Source organism: Burkholderia sp. MSHR3999 (assembly GCF_000833595.1).
GTDB lineage: Bacteria > Pseudomonadota > Gammaproteobacteria > Burkholderiales > Burkholderiaceae > Burkholderia > Burkholderia ubonensis.
Genome location: NZ_JRFO01000007.1, coordinates 573,764 through 591,565, shown reverse-complemented (window position 1 = coordinate 591,565; position 17,802 = coordinate 573,764). Strand labels below are relative to the sequence as shown.

The window sequence follows — 17,802 nt, the reverse complement described above, 5'->3', positions numbered from 1 at the left end:
CCGGCACTGAAGCGGCATACACAGGGGGAAACGTCATGCGGGCTCAACCACATACACCGCTCGTCTCGTTGGTCGTGCCGTTCTACAACGAAGGTGAGGCCGTCGGGCACTTCTTCGACGTCGTGATTCCGCTGATGGCCGGAATCGACGGAATCCGCTTCGAGATCGTGTGCGTCAACGACGGCAGCCGCGACGACACGCTCGACCGCCTGATCGCGATCGGCGCGAAGGACCGCCGCGTGCGCGTGATCGACCTCACGCGCAATTTCGGCAAGGAAGCGGCGCTCACGGCGGGCCTCGACGAAGCGGTCGGCGACGCCGTGATTCCGATCGACGCGGACCTGCAGGACCCGCCGAGCCTGATCCCGGTGATGATCGAGCACTGGCGCAACGGCGCGGAAGTCGTCGCCGCGCGGCGCACCAACCGCGCCTGCGATTCGTTCGCGAAGCGCACCGCCGCCGCCCTCTACTACCGCGTGCACAACGCGCTGTCGGAAGTAAAGCTGCCGGAAAACGTCGGCGATTTCCGGCTGATGGACCGCCAGGTCGTCAACGCGCTGCGCAGCCTGCCGGAGCGGCGCCGCTTCATGAAGGGCCTGTTCGCGTGGGTGGGCTTTCGCACCGTGATCGTCGACTACGAGCGCGAAGCGCGCAGCGCCGGCAAGTCGAAATTCTCCGGCTGGAAGCTGTGGAATTTCGCGCTCGAGGGCATCACGAGCTTCAGCACGGTACCGCTGCGCAGCTGGACCTACATCGGGCTCGGCATCGCCGCGCTCGCGTTCGTGTACGGCACGTTCATCGTCGCGCGCACGCTCATGTTCGGCAATCCGGTGCCCGGCTACGCGTCGCTGATCTCGGCGATGCTGTTCATCAGCGGCATCGAGCTGATCGGCATCGGCGTCGTCGGCGAATATATCGGACGCATCTACTACGAATCGAAGGAACGGCCCGTCTATCTCGTGCGCCGCCGCTACCAGGCGCGCAGCAAGGTGACGACGCTGCCCGTGTCGCGCGACTCGCTGCGCCAGGCGGCGGCCACCGCGCGCGCCGACCTTGCGCGCCGCCGCGCGTTGACGCGTCATCGCGTCGCTGTACACTGAACGCCGCGCACCGAACACTGCCATGGAGATCCAGGTGATTCGCGCCCTCTACGCCGCCGAACGCGGGCGGCTCATCCGCTTCGGCGTGTCGGGCCTCTGCTCGACCGCGATCCACGCGCTCATCGCGTCGGCGATGCTCGCGCTGGCCGATGCGACGCCCGTGACCGCGAACGCGGTCGCGTTCGTCTGCGCGACCGTGTTCTCGTATCTCGCCAACACGCTGTGGAGTTTCTCGTCGACCGTGCAATGGAGCAACCTCGTGCGCTTCCTCACGGTCGCGGTGTCCGGGCTCGCCGAGACGATGCTGCTCGCGCGCGGCACCGAGGCGCTCGGCCTCGCCGCCGGATGGAGCATCGTCGCGGTCGTGCTGTTCGTGCCGCCGGTCACGTTCGTGCTGCACCGGCTGTGGACTTATCGCTAGCCACGCCGTTCAACCGACCCTGCGATGGCCCTCGTCGCCTGACGGCGGCTCGGTCGGCGCGCCGTCCTTGCCGCCGTCGCCGTTGTCGTGATCGCTCAGCCCGTGCTCGATCATCATCCGGTAGAGCGTCACGCGCGAAATGCCGAGTTCGGCGGCCGCCTTGTTGATCCGGTGATCGTTGCGCAGCAGCGCATTCTCGATCGCGGTGCGCTCCGCGAGCGCGCGCGCCTGTTCGAGCGTCACGGGCTCGGCTTCGCCCGGGGTCTCGAGCCCGAGGTCGTGCGGCGTCAGCAGCCGGCTCTCGGCCATCACGATGCCGCGCCGCACGCGGTTGATCAGCTCGCGCACGTTGCCCGGCCACTCGTAGCGCCGCATCGCGTCGAGCGCGGCCGACGTGAAGCCGCTGATCTTGCGGCCGCTGTCCGCCTTGTATTTCTGCAGCACGTAATGCGCGAGGATGTCGATGTCCTTGCCGCGCGCGCGCAGCGGCGGCTCGTGGATGCGCAGCACGCACAGCCGGTGATAGAGGTCCGCGCGGAACCGCCCGGACTCGACCGCGCCGTCGAGATCCACGTGCGTCGCCGACACGATCCGCACGTCGACCGGAATCGGTTCCTGGCCGCCGAGCCGTTCGATCCTGCCCTCCTGCAGGAAGCGCAGCATGCTCGCCTGGCTTTCGAGCGGCATGTCGCCGATCTCGTCGAGGAACAGCGTGCCGCCGTCGGCCGACTCGATCCGGCCGGCGCGCCGCTGGCTCGCGCCGGTGAACGCGCCGCGTTCGTAGCCGAACAGCTCCGATTGCAGCAGGTGGTGCGGAATCGCGCCGCAGTTGATCGCGACGAACGGCCCCTTGGCGCGCGCGGAACGCTCGTGGATCGCGAGCGCGGTGAGTTCCTTGCCGGTGCCGGATTCGCCGGAAATGAACACGCTCGCGTCGGTCTTCGCGACCTTGCGGATCGTGCTGAACAGCTGCTGCATCGCCTCGCAGTTGCCGATCATCCCGTGTTCGCCGATCGACGCCGCATAGGCCGCGCCGTCGACGCGATCGAGCGCCGCCATGCCGCGCGCATGGCCGAGCACGTGCGAGATCCATTCGTACGGCAGCGGCAGCGTCACGTAGTCGAAACAATAGCTGCGGATCAGCTCGCGCACCGCCTGGCCGATCGACACGCCGGCCTGCGCGACCGAGATCCAGCCGATCGCCGGCAGGCTCAGGCACGCCTTCAGCGCGGGGAAATCGCGCGACGTGAAGCCGGTGAAATCGATCAGGCCCGCCGCGACGCCCGCGCTGGACGTCATGTTCTGCGCGGCGCCGGCCGACTTCGCGACCGCGATCTCCCAGCCGAGCGCGCGCAGCTGCGCGAGCAGCGGCTCGTCGGGCGACTTCGCAATCACGAACAGCTTGCGCCCGGCCTCGGGCGCGGTGATGGATACCGGCGGCGCGTCGGTTGCAGCGGACGCCGCCCCCCTGGTTGCATCGGGTGACTTTGACACCATCGTTGTTCCCCGCTCTGCGTTGGTCGCGCGCTTCGACTCGACGCCGTGGCGCGCGACAGACCAGACGATCGAACCGACATATTCGCCGTATTTCCGTCTGAATAAAATACCCCCGCGCAATAATTGCATCGGTTCGAAGCCTGCCTTAAGCGGTATATCGGCGCCGGCACGGTGCGGCTAGATGGGTGTAATCCCGGTGGCACGGCGGCCGCGAAACGGGCTGGCGCCGCGCGGAGGCGGCCGGGCATTGGGAGCCAGGGTCGGACGCGGGGCGCAGAAGGCCGCGCAGCCGGCGCCGTCCGCGATGCGCCGGGCATGGCGGCGGCCGCCGCGCCCGCCACGCCGGCGACCGTCGATTTCGGGTCCGATTCGAAGCGGGCGAACGCGATCGGGGGCGGGGATCGCGACGATTGACCGAGGTCAATCGTCAGACGCAGCCGACTGATGTGCGGGCGCAACACGGCGCCCTCGGCGGTCGATGCCGATCAGCGCCCGTCAGCGTCCGGACGTCAGCGGCGCGAGCGCATTCGCGCGGCCACGGCCGGGCGACGTGCCGTCGTGCTCCCCGTACGCGGCGACGAGCGCGTCGACGCGGGCGAGATGGTGGCGGTTGTCGTGATCCCACGGATGGAAACCAGGCCGCAAGAAGCTCAGCCATTCGCGCGCGATGCGCGGAAACAACCCGCGGCGCGGCCCGTACAGGAACGCGATCATGCCCAGCGTCCCGCGCACGCGGTGGCGCCGGGCGGCCGGATCGCGCCGCAGCAGCGCGCGGTGCATCAGGTACACCGTCGGCCAGAACGTCAGCGTCGTCGCCAGGAACACGCCGATGCGCACGCAGTAGCGCCGCGCGCCCGGCTTCATCACCGCGTTCCACACGTCGAACGACACCGACTTGTGCTCGGTTTCCTCGAGCGCATGCCAGATCCACATCTGCCGGTAGCCGTCGACCGAGCCGGCCAGCCGCGACGGATCGCGCAGGATCCAGTCGGCGAGCATCGCCGTGTAATGCTCGGCGGCGACCGTGTGCGCGAGCTGCACCGAATGCGGCAGCGTGCGCTTCAGGTAGTCGAGCACCGCCCAGACGCGCTTGTCGAGCTTGCGCGCCGGCAGCCGGTTCGCCTGCAGCAGCTCGTTGTATTCGACGTGCTCGCGCGTGTGCATCGCCTCCTGGCCAATGAAGCCGAGCACCTGGCGCTTGAGCACCGGATCGTCGATGCGGTCGCGGTAATGGCGCACCGCGTCCATGAAGAAGCGCTCGCCCGCCGGAAACAGCAGCGACAGCGCGTTGAAGAAGTGGGTGACGTGCGGCCCCTTGCCGTGCCAGTCCTTCGCGCGCTCGACCGGCAGGTCGAAACGCAGGTCGCGGCGCACCGGCATCACGCTGGCCGCGGTGGCGGAAGCGGCTGATTTCATGTTGGTTCGTCTCCTGTCCCATGCTTCGTGCACGGGTCTCGTGCCATGCCGTTCCGGGCCGGTCCACGCCATCGGCAATATTGACATTGACAGATGTAAAGATAGGTCGCGGCGCCCCGCACGCGCAAGCCGCGCGGTAGACGCACGCTTCCAAACACCTTGCGGTGCGAGCGACGGAACGAACGGCGCCGAAACGGCGCGCATCGACAGGGAAATTCGAACGCGCGTCCGGCGTCGCAGGGGATGCGTGCGCCTACGCGGAACCGGATTCATACGCGCGCGCCGGCCGTGCGCCGCGAGGCGGGCCATGCGGCCGCCGATCGACCCGGATCGATTCAAACGGGCCGGTCGAGCGCCGTGCTCGCCTACAATAGCGGTTTCACCCAACCCCATTCAGGAGAAGTCATGGCAGTCATCACGACCGCATCGGGCCTCAAGTACGAAGATCTCACCGAAGGCGCCGGCGCCGAGGCGCAAGCGGGTCAAACGGTCAGCGTGCATTACACGGGCTGGCTGACCGACGGCCAGAAATTCGATTCGAGCAAGGATCGCAACGACCCGTTCGCGTTCGTGCTCGGCGGCGGCATGGTCATCAAGGGCTGGGACGAAGGCGTGCAGGGCATGAAGGTCGGCGGCGTGCGCCGCCTGACGATTCCGCCGCAACTCGGCTACGGCCCGCGCGGCGCGGGCGGCGTGATTCCGCCGAACGCGACGCTCGTGTTCGAGGTCGAGCTGCTCGACATCTGACGCCCCACGGCCCGTCGTCCGCCGTCCGCCCGATGGAGCGCGTCGCGTCCCCCACCCTTGCGCTGCGCCGCTACGACGCGTCGGAAGCGTCGGACCTGCACGACTTCCATCAGATCGTGCTCGGCGTGGACGGCGCGATGGTGATGGCGGTGGACGGCGTCGGCCAGCGCATCGACCGGCACGCCGCGTGGCTGATTCCGGCCGGTTCGCGCCACGATTACGCGGGCCTCGGCGACAACCGCCAGCTCGTGCTCGACCTGCCCGCGTCGTCGCTCGCGGTGCCGCGGCGGCTGTTCGACGGCGCGCGCGCCGTGCCGATCGATCCGGGCCTGACGGCGCTGGTCGCGCGGGTCGCGGCCGCCGCCGAACGGCTCGACGCCGCGGCCGGCGACGCGCAGCGCGCGGCCGCGCATCGTTTCCAGTGGCAGGCCGCCGCGCAGTTGTGCGGCGCGCTGCTGGGCGGCGGCGGCCTTGCAGCGGCAGCGCCCGCGGCGGGCCTCGATTTCGCGCGCATCGACCAGTGGCTGCGCGCGCGGCTCGCCGAGCCGCTGCGCATCGCCGATCTGGCCGCGCATTGCGGCTACGGGATGCGCCGGTTTCATCAACTGTTCGTCGACGCGTTCGGCGAAACCCCGCACCGCTACCTGCAAAGACTGCGTCTCGACGCGGCAGTGATCCTGCTCGCCGACGGCCGGCACGCGCTCGCGGACATCGCCGGGCAGGTCGGCTTCGCCGACCAGAGCGCGTTCACGCACGCATTCACGAAACGGTTCGGCATCGCGCCGGGCCGTTGGCGCGGCGATCGTCATTGAGCGGCTGATTCGCGCGTTCGCGCGCATCGTCGCGGCCGTCGCCGCCGACCTTCCTGACGACCGTCTCCGCCGCCTTCAGCGGCCGGCCGTCGTCGTGACGCAGCGCCAGCTTGCGGATCGCGCGGCCGGTCTTGCGATCGACCAGCACGGAATGCGGCTCACCGCGCGCGAACAGGTTCGCTTCGCCCCACTGGCGCAGCATCACGATCACCGGAAACAGCCCCTCGCCCTTCTTCGTCAGCGCGTATTCCTGGTACGCGGTGCCGTCCGACGCCGGCACGACCTCGAACACGCCGGCCTCCACCAGCATCCTGAGCCGGTCCGACAGGATGTTGCTCGCCACGCCGAGGCTCGCACGGAAATCGCCGAAGCGGCGCACGCCGTCGAACGCGTCGCGCACGATCAGGAGCGCCCACCGGTCGCCGACGATGTCGGTCGCCCGCGCCACCGGGCACGGCGAATCCGCGAGACTTTTCTGCCTGACCATCCGTTCCTCCGCTCACACGTCAACAAGTTGCATTTTAAAACTTCTTTTCCTACACTCACACCAGTTTCAAATTGCAACTACTTTGCACGAGGGGCACCGATGGATACTTCCGTGACTTCAGCGACGGCCGGTCGCGCACCGGATGCCGACGCCACGGGCAACCGCCTGTCGACCGCGCGCGTCGCGCTGCTCGCCGCCTGCTGCGCGGCGAGCGTCGCGAACGTCTACTACGCGCAGCCGCTGCTCGATTCGATCGCGCGCGACTTCGCGATACCGCATGCCGAAGTCGGCGGCGTCATCACCGCGACGCAGCTCGGCTGCGCGCTCGCGCTGCTGTTCGTGGTCCCGCTCGGCGACCTGCTGAACCGCAAGCGGCTGCTCGCCGTGCAGCTCGCGCTGCTGACGGCCGCGTGCATCGGCGTCGCCGCGTCGACGTCGCGCGTCGGGCTGCTGGCCGGCATGGCCGGCGTCGGGCTGCTCGGCACCGCGATGACGCAGGGCCTGATCGCCTGCGCGGCGGCGCTCGCGGGCGACGGCGAGCGCGGGCGCGTGGTGGGCGCCGCGCAGGGCGGCGTCGTGATCGGGCTGCTGATCGCGCGCTCGGTGGCGGGCGTCGTGGCCGATCTCGCCGGCTGGCGCGCCGTCTATCTCGCGTCGGCGGCGACCGCGATCGTGATGGGGGTCGTGCTGTCGCGGCTGCTGCCCGACGCGCGTGCGCCGCGCGAGCGCATCGGCTATGCGGCGTTGCTCGCATCGATGGGCTTCCTGCTGCGCCGCGACCGCGTGCTGCGGGTGCGCGGCATGCTCGCGCTGCTGATGTTCGCGGCCTTCAGCATCTTCTGGAGCGCGCTGGTGCTGCCGCTCAGCGCGTCGCCGCACGCGATGTCGCATACGGCCATCGGCGCGTTCGGCCTCGTCGGCGCGCTGGGCGCGGCGGCGGCCGCGCGCGCGGGACGGCTCGCCGATCATGGCCTCGGCCAGGCGACGACCGGCGCGGCACTGGTGCTGCTCGTCGCGTCGTGGCTGCCGCTCGCGTTCACGACGTCGTCGATTCCGCTGCTGATCGTCGGCATCGTCCTGCTCGACATCGGCGGGCAGGCGATTCACGTCGTCAACCAGAGCATGATCCTCGGCGCGCGCCCGGACGCGCACGCGCGCCTCGTCGGCTGCTACATGCTGTTCTACTCGGTCGGCAGCGGACTCGGCGCGATCGCGTCGACGCTGGTGTATGCGCGCGCCGGCTGGGCCGGCGTGTGCGTGCTCGGCGCGGCGGTCAGCGCCGCCGCGCTGGCGTTCTGGGCGGCGACGCTGAAACGCGCGCGCTGACGATGGACGCAGCGGCGCTCAACCGGCCTGGATCGCCTCGTCGTAGACGCCGGCGACGCGCCGCGCGATCACCGCGTTGTCGAAATGATCGCGCGCATAGCGCTTGCACGCGGCTTCGTCCGGCAGCGCGATCGCGCCCGACAGCGCCGCGCCGAGCCCTTCCGCGATCGCGTCCGCGCCCGTCGACGGCAGCACCAGATCGTCGGACAGCCCGGCAACCGCCTCCGGCAGCCCGCCGACCGGCGTGACCAGCACCGGCGTGCCGGACGCGAGCGATTCGACGGTGATCAGCCCGAAGCCTTCGAGCGCGACCGTCGGCACGACGCTGACCGTCGCCGCGCGATACAGCGCCGCGAGATGATGGTCGGGCACGAAGCCGAGCAGCTTCACGTTGTCCTGCAGCCCCGCCGCGTCGATCCGCTGCTGCAGCTCCTCGGCGAGCTTGCCCTTGCCCGCGACCAGCAGCAGCACGTCCGGATGGCGGCGCCTGATGAGGCCGATCGCGTCGATCAGGTCCTCGAGCCCCATGCGCCGCACGAGCCGCCGCACCGCGAGCACGATCGGCCGGTCCTGCGGCAGTTGCAGCTTGTGCCGCGCCTCCGCTGGCGCGAGCGGCGTGTCGAACTGCGCGGTGTCGACGCAGCCGGGAATGACGCGCACGCGCTCCGGATCGATGTCGTAGCGGCTCGTCAGGATCTGGCCGAACGCCTGCGACAGCACGATCAGCCGCGACGAGCGCGCGTACACGGCATGCTCGAGATAGCGCTTCGCGCGCTGCCCGAGCGACGCCGCGCCCTCGACCTGGCTCTCGTCGGCCCACGGCCCCTGGAAATGCGACACCTGCGGAATCCCGCGCGTGACGTCGAGGCCGGGGAACGTATACAGCGCGAAATGCGACGAGATCACGTCGGGCCGCTCGGTGCGGATCACGTCGCGCAGCGCGCGGCGCGCGGCCAGCATCCGGCGCGCGAGCGGCTGCTCGGCCGGGCCGAAGCCGCGGATCGCGCCGCCGGTGTCGTTCGCGACCTGCTCGGAGCCCGCGACGAGCCCGCGCACCGCGACGCCCGCGCCGGGCAGCGCGCCGACGAGCGAGTAATACATCCGGTCGAGGCCGCCCGCACGTTCGGGAAACCAGTGCATGCCGATCTGCAGCGATTTGATCGGCCGGGTGGAATGAGACATCACGATTGCTCCTGCGTGACTGCATGCTCGACATGCCCGAAGGCGGTCGGCTGCGAGGGTTGGCCGATGCGCCGATAAAGCGCGACATACTGGGCGCCCATGTGCGCCCAGCCGAAACGGGACATCAGGTCGCGCGCCGCCGCGCCCATCGCGCGGCACGCGTCGCGCGACGCCGCGAGCGCGCCGATCGCCTGCGCGAGCGCGGCCGGATCGTCGGGGTCGTCGAGCACGATCCCGCACTCGCGCGTGATGATCTCGGCGCCGCCCGCGGTGCGCGCGGTGACGACCGGCAGGCCGGCCGCCATCGCCTCGAGCAGCGACAGGCTCATCGCCTCGTAGCGCGACGGAAACACGTACGCGTCGACCGAGCGCATCAGCGTCGGCATGTTCCTGACGAGCCCGAGGAAATGCACGCGCTTGCCGAGCCCGAGCGCGCGCGCCTCGTCCGGATACGGGCTGCCGGGCAGGTAGCCCGCGACCGCGAGATGCACGTTCTCCGGCAGCGTCGTCAGCGCCTTCAGCACGGTGCCGAGATTCTTGCGCGGCGTGCGCAGGTCGCCGACGAACAGCAGCAGGAACGCGTCGGCCGGCAGCGCGAACGCCGCGCGGTCGGGCTGCGCATCCGCGAACGCGCCGGCGTCGACGCCGTTGTAGATCACGCTGATCTTGCCGCCGTCGATGCCGAGCCCGCGGATCTCGTCGGCGACCTTCTGCGACACTGCGGTGATCGCGCGCGAGCGCCGGTACGCCCAGCGTTCGAGCGCGGTGTTCACGCGCGTGTAGACGTACTGGTACGCGGACCACAGGCCCTTGGTCAGCCCGAACGGGTAATACGGGCTCTTGAACCAGCCGCCGTGCACGAAGTGCGCGGTGTTCACGTCGGCCCTGATCCACGAGATGAAGCCGTTCACGTGCAGCACGTCGTATTCGCCGCGATGCGCGCGCAGCCACCACGCGCTCTTCAGCGCGAACACCTGCTGCCTGACGAGGTTCGACGGCCAGAAGCGCCCGACCTTCACGGGCACCCAGCGCACCCGGTGGTTCGCGAGCAGCTCGGGCGCGACGTGCGACGCGACGAGCGTCACCTCGTAGTCCTCGGCCAGCGCCGCGCGGGCGATCTCGTAGTTGACGCGGCCCTGCCCGTCGTTATGACGCACGACATGCGTGACGATCACGATTCTCAATGGTCGGCTCCGGTTATAGCCGCGGCGGATGACTGGCGCCGGGCCTTCTGCCAGTGCGCCGCGGAAAGAATCGAAAAAATGGCGGTGAACAGCAGCAGCCCGCCGGTGCCGATCAGCGAGTTCGTGAACACGAGCATCGCGAACACCGACAGGCACAGGCTCAGGCAGGCGCCGACGAACTTGTCCTTGCGCAGCCTGAACGCCGCGCGCAGCGTGCGGCCGAGCAGCAGCACGAGCCCCGCGAGATACAGCAGCGTGCCGGGCCAGCCGAGCACGAACGGCACGTTCATCACGCCGCTGTCGAAGCTGCCGTACTTGCCGAGCTCGCCGCTGTCGCTCGACAGCTTGGTCGATGCGCCGGTCGCGCCCATGCCTTCGCCGGCGACGTCGGTAAACGCCGTCTGCGCGAAGGTCGCGTAGAACTTGTTGCGGTCGTCGTAGCTGCGGTCGTCCTTCAGGTTCGTGATCGACTGCAGGCGCGCGCCGAGCCGGTCGGCGACCGGCCCGACGGTCAGCAGCGGCACGCACATCCCGGCCAGCACGAGCCCGCTGACGATGATCCGCACCCGCACGCGGTTGCTCGACTGCACGAGCTGGATCGCGAGCGCGATCACCCAGCCGCCCCACGTCGAGCGCACGAGGCACAGCGCGAACGAGATGAAGCCCATCGCCCCCGCCACCCAGCGGATCTTCTGCGGCGCGGCGAGCACGAACACCAGCGCGCCCATCATTGCGAACGCGAACGGCCCCGACGAGTTCATCGTGCTGAACACGCGCACGCCGTACGGCACGGGCTCGCCCTGCGAGCCCATCTGCGAGCCGACCATCCACAGCACGTCCCACTGCGGCATCAGGAAGTACTGCACGACGCCGTATGCGCCCATCACGAGCATGCCCCACATGAAGGTGGACAGCAGCACGTCGCGATACTCGGGATAGTCGCGCGAGTTGACCATGATGTGAAAGCCGATCAGCAGCGGGTACACCCAGTTCGCGAGGTCGTAGGTCGCGGCCATCACGCCGCTCGACACGATGCCGACGAGGTACGCGTACGCGAGCCCGAACAGGATCAGCAGCACCGGTATCCCGCGCCGCTGCGCGAGCACGCGGTAATGGCGCACGAGGCCGAGGCCGGCGATCATCGTCACCGCGAGCGGCGCGACCTGGATCAGGCTCGTCGGCGTGAACGCGCCCTTCGACCAGTCGGCGAGACGCCGCACCTCGGGGCTCAGGAACCACACCCACCACATGAAGCCGACGTAGCGCGCCGGACTCTTGAAATACAGCCACAGGCCCACCGCGATCGACAGCACCGGGAACGCGAGCGTCAGCACCGAGCCCTGGTGCGCGGCGATCAGCGCGGCCGTGAAAGTCCACAGCCCGGCCTGCCCGGCCCAGTGCTTCGGCTCGGCAAACCGGCGGCGCGCGCGGGACGGTTCAGCGGCGGCGATCGACGTACTCATCGCACCCGTGCTCATCGCGACGACGACGCACGGGAATCCGCGAACGGCAGCGCCATGCGGGCCGCCGCCGGCGTGCGGCGCTGGCGCAGCAGGTCGCGCGTGATTCGCACGTGCTGCGCGGCGTACGCCTGCGTCGTCAGGTCACGCTCGCGCAGCCGCGCCGCCGCGGCCTGCGCGGTCGCGAGCGCGCGGCGCGGGTCCGCCGCGAAGCCGTCGGCCGCCTGGCGCATCGCCTGCGCGTCGAACGGCGGCACGTAGGCGGCCGTGTCGTGCGGGAAGTAGTCGGCGAGCCCGCCGACGTCGGACACGATCATCGGCTTGCCGACCGCGGCCGCCTCGAGCATCACCGTGATGCCCGACGCATGGAAGTTCGGCCGCAGCGGCACGACGATCACGTCGGCCCACGCATACAGCTCGTGCTGCTTCGCGAGCCCGGACGCCGAGCCGATCGTCACGTTCGGCGCGCGCCATTCGCGCGGCACGCGCCGGCGCGTCGCGAGCCGCACGTCGTAGCGGTCGTCGCCGCCGAACGCGGCGAGGAAGGTGCGCCAGTCGCGATCGCGGTCGTTGCCGATCGCCGCGATGCGCAGCGGCCGGTTCGGCGTCCACTGCCGCGGCTCGCCGATCGGGAAGTCCTGCGTGTTGAGCCCGTAATGGACGAACAGCGCGTCGCGATGCAGATAGCGGCGGCACAGCTGGGCATTGTCGCGCGCGAGCGTCGTCAGCACGTCGGCGCGCGCGAGCAGCTTGCGATACAGCCAGCGGCGCAGGCGGCCGTAGCCGCTCCACTTGTCGTACAGCCACACGCTCTGCGCGAGCAGCAGCGGACGCTTGCCCCGCTCGCCCGCCAGCTTCAGGATCAGCGACGCGGCGAGGTGCTCCTGCTCGGTGTGCGTCCAGATCACGTCGGTGCCGATCAGCGCGGCGCGGTTGCGCCACGCATGCACGACGTCGAAGCCGAGCGCCGCCTTCAGCGCGCGGCGCGCGACGCTGACGACGCGGTTCTCGCGCGCGTCCTGCGAATAGGTCAGCGTGAATTCGTCCGATTCCGCGTGGTGATAGCCGTACAGGCAGCCGATGTCGTCGCCTTTGCGGTACGTGCGCGGATCGGCGCCGTAAAACAGATGGACGTGCACTTTCGTGGGAGTCATGTCAGCCTCCGCCGGGCCGCCCCAATCGCAAATGGATTGGCTTTCGGGGGATGGGGGGGCTGCGCCCCCCAAGCGAATGTAGTGAGCGTGGGGGTCGTGCCATTTCAAGTCCTCCAGATTTGGCCGCGCGAAACGCGCGCGAGCCGTTCAAGACGTCACCGGCGGCATCGCCGCGCGGTGGGAGGCCTGGGTCGCGCGGCGGGCGTCGCGCGCGCCGCGCCGCACCGCGCGCCAGTGGTCGCGCACGCGGTCGCGCTGCGCGGTATGCAGCGACAGCAGCAGGTGCGCGAGCCCCGGATAGACGCGGGTGCCGACCAGCATCCACCACCACCACGCGATCTCGCGCCGGATCGGCGGCAGATGCTCGCGCAGCGTCAGATGCAGGTTGTACGCGCCGTTGCTGATCGCGTTCAGCGACGCGGCGTCGCGCCGGTCGTCGTCGAAGCGCTCGGCCGGAAAGTGATCGACCGCGATCGCCGGGTCGTAGACGAGCGTCCAGCCGGCGCGCTGCACGCGCATGCTGAACGCCATGTCGTTGTGCACCTGCGCGCCCGCGCCGCGCAGCCGCGTATCGAAGCGCAGCCGCTCGATCGCCGCGCGCCGGAAGCTCATGTTCGCGCCCTTGAGCGTGTCGACTTCGCGCACGCCGCCGACGCCGAGATGATGATTGCCGATGATCTTGCCGGACAGCGTGAGCTGGCCGACGCGCTCGCGCGATTCGTCGAGCAGGCGGCCTTTCTCGTGCACCCAGTCGCGCCCGCCGACCGCGCCGACGCGCGGATCGGCGAGGAACGCGGCTTCGATGCGCGCGAGCCAGTCGGGATGCGGCGCGGCGTCGTCGTCGGTGATCGCGACGATGTCGCCGTGCACCGAGTCGAGGCCCTTGTTCAGCGCGGCGACCTGCCCCGGCACGTCGACCGGCACGACGCGCAGCGGCAGCGTGCCGCCGACCGACGGATCGGCGAGGCGCTCGTGCGTCGCGTCGTCTTCCGGGCGCGCGACGACGATCACCTCGTCGGGCATCCGCGCCTGGCGCTGCAGCGCATGCAGGCAGCGCGCGAGATCGGCCGGACGCCGGTAGGTCGGAACGAGCACGGAAATTTTCATCGTCGAGCCTCCAGCCGGTCAGGCGCTCAGGTATTCGTGCACGGCCGCATAGCCGCGGCCGTAGCCGCGCGCCTTCGGCGGCACGCCGTTGAAGATGCCGCCCTGCAGGTCGACGCCCGCGGTGCGCAGCCGCTTGATCGCATCGCCGATCTCGCCTTCGGTATGCATGCCCGAGCGCAGCACGAGGAACGTCGAGCCCGCCATGCGGCCGAAGATCGTCGCGTCGGTCACGGCCAGCACCGGCGGCGAATCGACCAGCACCACGTCGTAGCGCTTGCCGAGGCCTTCGAGGTACTGCGGCAGGCGCGCCGACATCAGCAGCTCCGACGGGTTCGGCGGACGCGTGCCGGCCCCGATGAACGACAGGCCCTGCACCGGCGTCTCGCGGATCGCGTCCTCGAGCGGCGACTGGTCGCTCAGCAGCTCGGACAGGCCGGGTTGCGGCGTGAGGCCGAAGTAGCGGTCGAGCAGGCCGCGGCGCATGTCGGCGTCGACCAGCAGCACGCGCTTGCCGGAGTGCGCGAGCAGCACCGCGAGGTTGACCGCGAGGAAGCTCTTGCCGATGCCCGGCGTCGGGCCGGTCAGCACGATCACGCGGTTCTTCGCGTCCATCAGCGCGAACTGCATCGCGGTGCGCAGGCTGCGCAGGCTCTCGACGCTCGGGTCCTTCGGCCGCAGGCTCGCGAGGATCGCCCGCGCGCGGCTGCCGCTCTTCTCGGCCTGCGCGTCGAGCCGCGCCTGCTCGGCGCTTTCCGGCACGAGCCCGTACAGCGGCAGGTTGAACATGCGCTCGACGCGGTCCGGATCCTCGATGCCCTGGAACAGGTTGCGGCGCAGGAACACGATGCCCGTGCCGAGGATCAGCCCGAGGAACACCGCGGCCGACAGGATCAGCACCTTCTTCGGCTTGACCGGCGCGCCCGGGCGCAGCGCCGAGTCGATCAGGTGGATGTTGCCGCCCGTGCCGGCCTTCTGCACCGACAGCTCCTGCACGCGGTTCAGCAGCAGCACGTAGATGTCCTCGGCGACCTTCGCGTCGCGCTGGAGCTGGACCGCCTTCACCTCGGTCGCCGGCAGGCTGCGGAAGCGGTTCGCGAACTTGTCCTTCTCGGCCTGAAGCTGGCCGAGCTGCTGCTTCGCGGCGATCACGAGCGGATGCGAATCGGTGAAGCGCTGCGCGAGCGACGCGAGCTGCAGGCGCTGCGCGGCGATCTGCTGCTCGTACTGCACGCTGCCCTCGAGGTAGACCTTCGCCTCGTCGCCCGCGTTGATCGAGCCCGACGTGCGCTGGTACTGGGTCAGCGCGGCCTCGGCGCGCTCGAGATCGGACTTCAGGCGCGGCTCCTCTTTCTTCAGGAAGTCGAGCATCTTGGTCGCTTCGGTCTGCTTCGCGATCACGTGCTGGTTCAGGTACGACTGCGCGAGCGCGTTGGCGATCGCCGCGGTCTGCTCCGGGTCCTTGCCTTCGAGCGAGATCTGCACGACGCCGGTCTGCTTGCCCTGCTCGGTCACCTGGATGCCGGCCTGGAACCCGGCGATCGCGTCGAGGTCGTTGTACCGCACCACCGTGAACTGCGTGCCCGGGCGCGCGGCCAGCTTCGACACCATCAGCGTCACGCCGCCGCCCTGCTCGGCCTCGCCGACGCGGCCCGACAGGATCCGGCCGCCGTTCGCGTCCGCGAGCGTGTAGGTGCCGTTCGGCCCCGCGGTCAGCGTCAGCTTCTTGCCTTCGAGCGCCGGCACGACGTTGACCGTGTCGATGTCGGCGACCTCGCCGCCCCACGCGTACGACTTCAGGCCGAGCCACGCGTTGGCCGGCTCGCCCGGCGTCGCGAAGCGCGCGGCGAGGCTGCCGAGCACGGGGATCGTCTTCGGCATCACCGAGAAGTTCAGCTTGAACTGCTCGACGACCGGCGCGACGACGCCGCGGCTCTTGATGATCTCGATTTCCGCGTCGGTCGGCGCCTGCTGCGGGCCGCTGTTGATGACGGCGCCCGTCTGCGTCTGCGTGAGCGCCTGCGACGTGTTGTCGTTGCCCTCGACCCGCACGTGCACGTCGGCCTGGTACACCGGCTTCGCGATGAAGCAGTAGAGGCCGGCGAGCGCGACGACGGTCACCGCGATGCCGAGCAGCGTCCAGAAATCGTCGAAGATCACCTGGATCAGCTGACCGAGCACGACGTCTTCTTCCTCGGTCTTCGCGGCCAGGCCCGCGTAGGATTGTTTCGCTTGCGTGTTCACCATACGTTCCCGCTTGAGTTGGGCAGGGACGGCCGGGCCGTCCCGCGATTCGTCAACGCGTGATCTGCCTCATGTAGAAGATCGTCTGGATCGTCGGCAGCACCTGCTGCAGCACGCGGTTGAACTGCACCGAACCCGCCGTGTCGACGTACACGACATCGAGCGGCTGGAGCTGGAAGCGGCTCGACAGCATCAGCGCGTCAGGCTGCGTCATGTCGAGCCGGAACACTTCCGGTTTGGTCGGGTTGTCGCGCGTGCCGCGCATCACGTAGATCTTGCGCGGGTTCGCGTCGGTATCGAGGATGCCGCCGCCCGACGTCAGCGCGTCGGCGATCGTCAGCTTGCCCTTCATCATCGGCACCGCGACCGGCGTCTTCACTTCGCCCATGATGTACACGCGGCTGTCGCTGCGGTCCGGCACGTTGACGATGTCGCCCGGCTGCAGCATCACGTTCTGCGACACCTCGCCGCGATCGAGCACGCCGTTCGCGTCGAGCGTGTAGAACTTGCCGTCGCGCGTCAGGCGCACGCGCTGCAGGTCGGCCTCGGCAGTCGAGCCGCCCGAGCGCGAGATCGCGTCGACGAGCGTGAGCGGCACGTCGCTCACCGCGAGCGGGCCCGGCTGCTTCACCTCGCCGGTGACCTGCACCTTCTGGCTGCGGAACGACAGCACGCGCACGTCGATCTGCGGATTCTTCACGTAGCGCGCGAGGCTCGTGGCCAGCTCGTCGCGCACCTGCACGATCGTCTTGCCCGCCGCGCGGATGCGGCCGACGAACGGGAAGAAGATCGTGCCGTCCGCGCCGACCGTCTGGCCGTACGGATCGGCCTGGCCCGGCAGCGCCGTCGTATACGGCTGCTGCAGCGCGCCGGCCACCGTCTGCGTCGTGTTGCCGCCGCTCGAGAACGACTGGCCCTGCGGCGTCGTCAGCTCGGGGTGGTCCCACACCGTCACGCCGAGGATGTCCTGCGGCCCGATGCGGTACACGTATTGCGACGGGTCCGCGAAGCGCGACGGCGGCAGCGGGTGCGACGCGCGCTGCTGCTGGAGCTGGTCCATGATCAGCTTCGCGTCGATGTAGTGGACCGTGTAGGTCTCGGACGGTTGCGCGCGCTCCTCTTCCTTCAGGCGCGACGCATCGAGGTAGTTGCCCGGCGCGGTTGCGCAGGCCGACAGGAGCGTCGTCAGCGCAACGGCGAGCGCCACGGGGCGCAGCGTACGATTCAGCATAGTTTTTGCAGCCATCCTTGCACCAGACGTTCGATCAATGTGTAGCTTCGGCGATAGCCGGCTTCAGGGCCGCCGTGCGGATCGGCGATCTCGGCGTCTTCCCACTTGCCGAGCAGGTGCACCTTGCCGCGCGAGAACGGGTCGAACGACTCGACCGCCGCGATCTGCGCACGCTCGCTGACGAGAATCAGGTCGGCTTCGCGCACGATGTTGCGCGACAGGCGTCGCGAGCGATGCGTCGTCGCGTCGACGCCGCGCTCGGCGAGCAGCCTGCGCATCACCGGATCGATGCCTTCGCCGACGTTCGCATCGACGCCCGCCGAGTGAAACGCCGCGCGCGGCCCGCCGCGCGACGCGGCATGCGACTTGAACAGCAGCTCCGCCGCCGGGCTGCGGCAGACGTTGGCGTGGCAGACGATCAGGATGTTTCGGAACAT

General features: G+C 69.8%; 16 protein-coding genes. 5 read left to right on the top strand and 11 right to left on the bottom strand.

Annotated features, from left to right (window positions below):
- The first annotated feature begins 35 nt into the window (after positions 1-35).
- Positions 36-1,100 carry a glycosyltransferase family 2 protein gene (locus KY49_RS26110; protein ID WP_042587332.1) on the top strand — a complete coding sequence of 355 codons (1,065 nt, stop codon included), beginning with the start codon at positions 36-38 and terminating at the stop codon, positions 1,098-1,100.
- A 22-nt stretch (positions 1,101-1,122) separates the two neighbouring features.
- The gene (locus tag KY49_RS26105; protein ID WP_042587331.1) at positions 1,123-1,521 is read left to right on the top strand and encodes a GtrA family protein; all 399 of its coding nucleotides are present in this window, start codon (positions 1,123-1,125) and stop codon (positions 1,519-1,521) included.
- 9 nt (positions 1,522-1,530) lie between these two features.
- Here the strand turns inward: KY49_RS26105 and KY49_RS26100 are convergent, their stop codons facing one another.
- On the bottom strand, positions 1,531-3,018 hold the full coding sequence (locus tag KY49_RS26100; protein WP_042587330.1) for a sigma-54 dependent transcriptional regulator: 1,488 nt from the start codon (positions 3,016-3,018) through the stop codon (positions 1,531-1,533).
- 495 nt (positions 3,019-3,513) lie between these two features.
- Positions 3,514-4,434: a metal-dependent hydrolase gene (locus KY49_RS26095; protein WP_042587329.1), complete on the bottom strand. Its 921-nt coding sequence runs from the start codon at positions 4,432-4,434 to the stop codon at positions 3,514-3,516.
- Positions 4,435-4,839: 405 nt separating this feature from the next.
- On the opposite strand from KY49_RS26095, the gene KY49_RS26090 reads away from it, so the two are divergent.
- Entirely contained in the window at positions 4,840-5,181 is a 342-nt protein-coding gene (locus tag KY49_RS26090) for an FKBP-type peptidyl-prolyl cis-trans isomerase (protein ID WP_042587328.1), read from the top strand.
- Between the two features lie 32 nt (positions 5,182-5,213).
- Positions 5,214-5,993: an AraC family transcriptional regulator gene (locus KY49_RS26085; RefSeq protein ID WP_042587327.1), complete on the top strand. Its 780-nt coding sequence runs from the start codon at positions 5,214-5,216 to the stop codon at positions 5,991-5,993.
- On the opposite strand, the gene KY49_RS26080 is transcribed toward KY49_RS26085, so the two are convergent.
- Entirely contained in the window at positions 5,941-6,480 is a 540-nt protein-coding gene (locus tag KY49_RS26080; RefSeq protein ID WP_231636488.1) for a winged helix-turn-helix transcriptional regulator, read from the bottom strand. The genes KY49_RS26085 and KY49_RS26080 overlap by 53 nt on opposite strands.
- Positions 6,481-6,579: 99 nt before the next feature.
- Here KY49_RS26080 and KY49_RS26075 point away from each other — a divergent pair, with 99 nt between their 5' ends.
- The gene (locus KY49_RS26075; RefSeq protein ID WP_042587326.1) at positions 6,580-7,806 is read left to right on the top strand and encodes an MFS transporter; all 1,227 of its coding nucleotides are present in this window, start codon (positions 6,580-6,582) and stop codon (positions 7,804-7,806) included.
- Positions 7,807-7,824: 18 nt separating this feature from the next.
- On the opposite strand, the gene KY49_RS26070 is transcribed toward KY49_RS26075, so the two are convergent.
- The 8 genes from KY49_RS26070 to KY49_RS26035 form a co-directional block, all read right to left on the bottom strand.
- Positions 7,825-8,988: a glycosyltransferase family 4 protein gene (locus KY49_RS26070; protein ID WP_042587325.1), complete on the bottom strand. Its 1,164-nt coding sequence runs from the start codon at positions 8,986-8,988 to the stop codon at positions 7,825-7,827.
- Complete coding sequence (locus KY49_RS26065; protein ID WP_042587324.1) at positions 8,988-10,172, bottom strand: glycosyltransferase family 4 protein; 1,185 nt, start codon at positions 10,170-10,172, stop codon at positions 8,988-8,990. The genes KY49_RS26070 and KY49_RS26065 overlap by 1 nt, the downstream gene beginning before the upstream one ends.
- Complete coding sequence (locus KY49_RS26060) at positions 10,169-11,635, bottom strand: glucose-6-phosphate isomerase (RefSeq protein ID WP_042588742.1); 1,467 nt, start codon at positions 11,633-11,635, stop codon at positions 10,169-10,171. The genes KY49_RS26065 and KY49_RS26060 overlap by 4 nt, the downstream gene beginning before the upstream one ends.
- An 11-nt stretch (positions 11,636-11,646) precedes the next feature.
- Positions 11,647-12,786, bottom strand: a complete 1,140-nt coding sequence (locus tag KY49_RS26055; RefSeq protein ID WP_042587323.1) for a glycosyltransferase family 4 protein — start codon at positions 12,784-12,786, stop codon at positions 11,647-11,649.
- Positions 12,787-12,933: 147 nt separating this feature from the next.
- A complete protein-coding gene (locus tag KY49_RS26050) occupies positions 12,934-13,893 on the bottom strand; it encodes a glycosyltransferase family 2 protein (RefSeq protein WP_042587322.1) in 960 nt (319 codons plus the stop codon).
- Between the two features lie 18 nt (positions 13,894-13,911).
- Positions 13,912-16,137 carry a polysaccharide biosynthesis tyrosine autokinase gene (locus KY49_RS26045; protein ID WP_042587321.1) on the bottom strand — a complete coding sequence of 742 codons (2,226 nt, stop codon included), beginning with the start codon at positions 16,135-16,137 and terminating at the stop codon, positions 13,912-13,914.
- Between the two features lie 49 nt (positions 16,138-16,186).
- Complete coding sequence (locus KY49_RS26040; protein ID WP_042587320.1) at positions 16,187-17,365, bottom strand: polysaccharide biosynthesis/export family protein; 1,179 nt, start codon at positions 17,363-17,365, stop codon at positions 16,187-16,189.
- Positions 17,359-17,802 (bottom strand): low molecular weight protein-tyrosine-phosphatase, encoded by a 444-nt coding sequence (locus KY49_RS26035; protein ID WP_042587319.1) that lies wholly within the window; start codon positions 17,800-17,802, stop codon positions 17,359-17,361. Before KY49_RS26035 ends, KY49_RS26040 begins: the two co-directional genes overlap by 7 nt.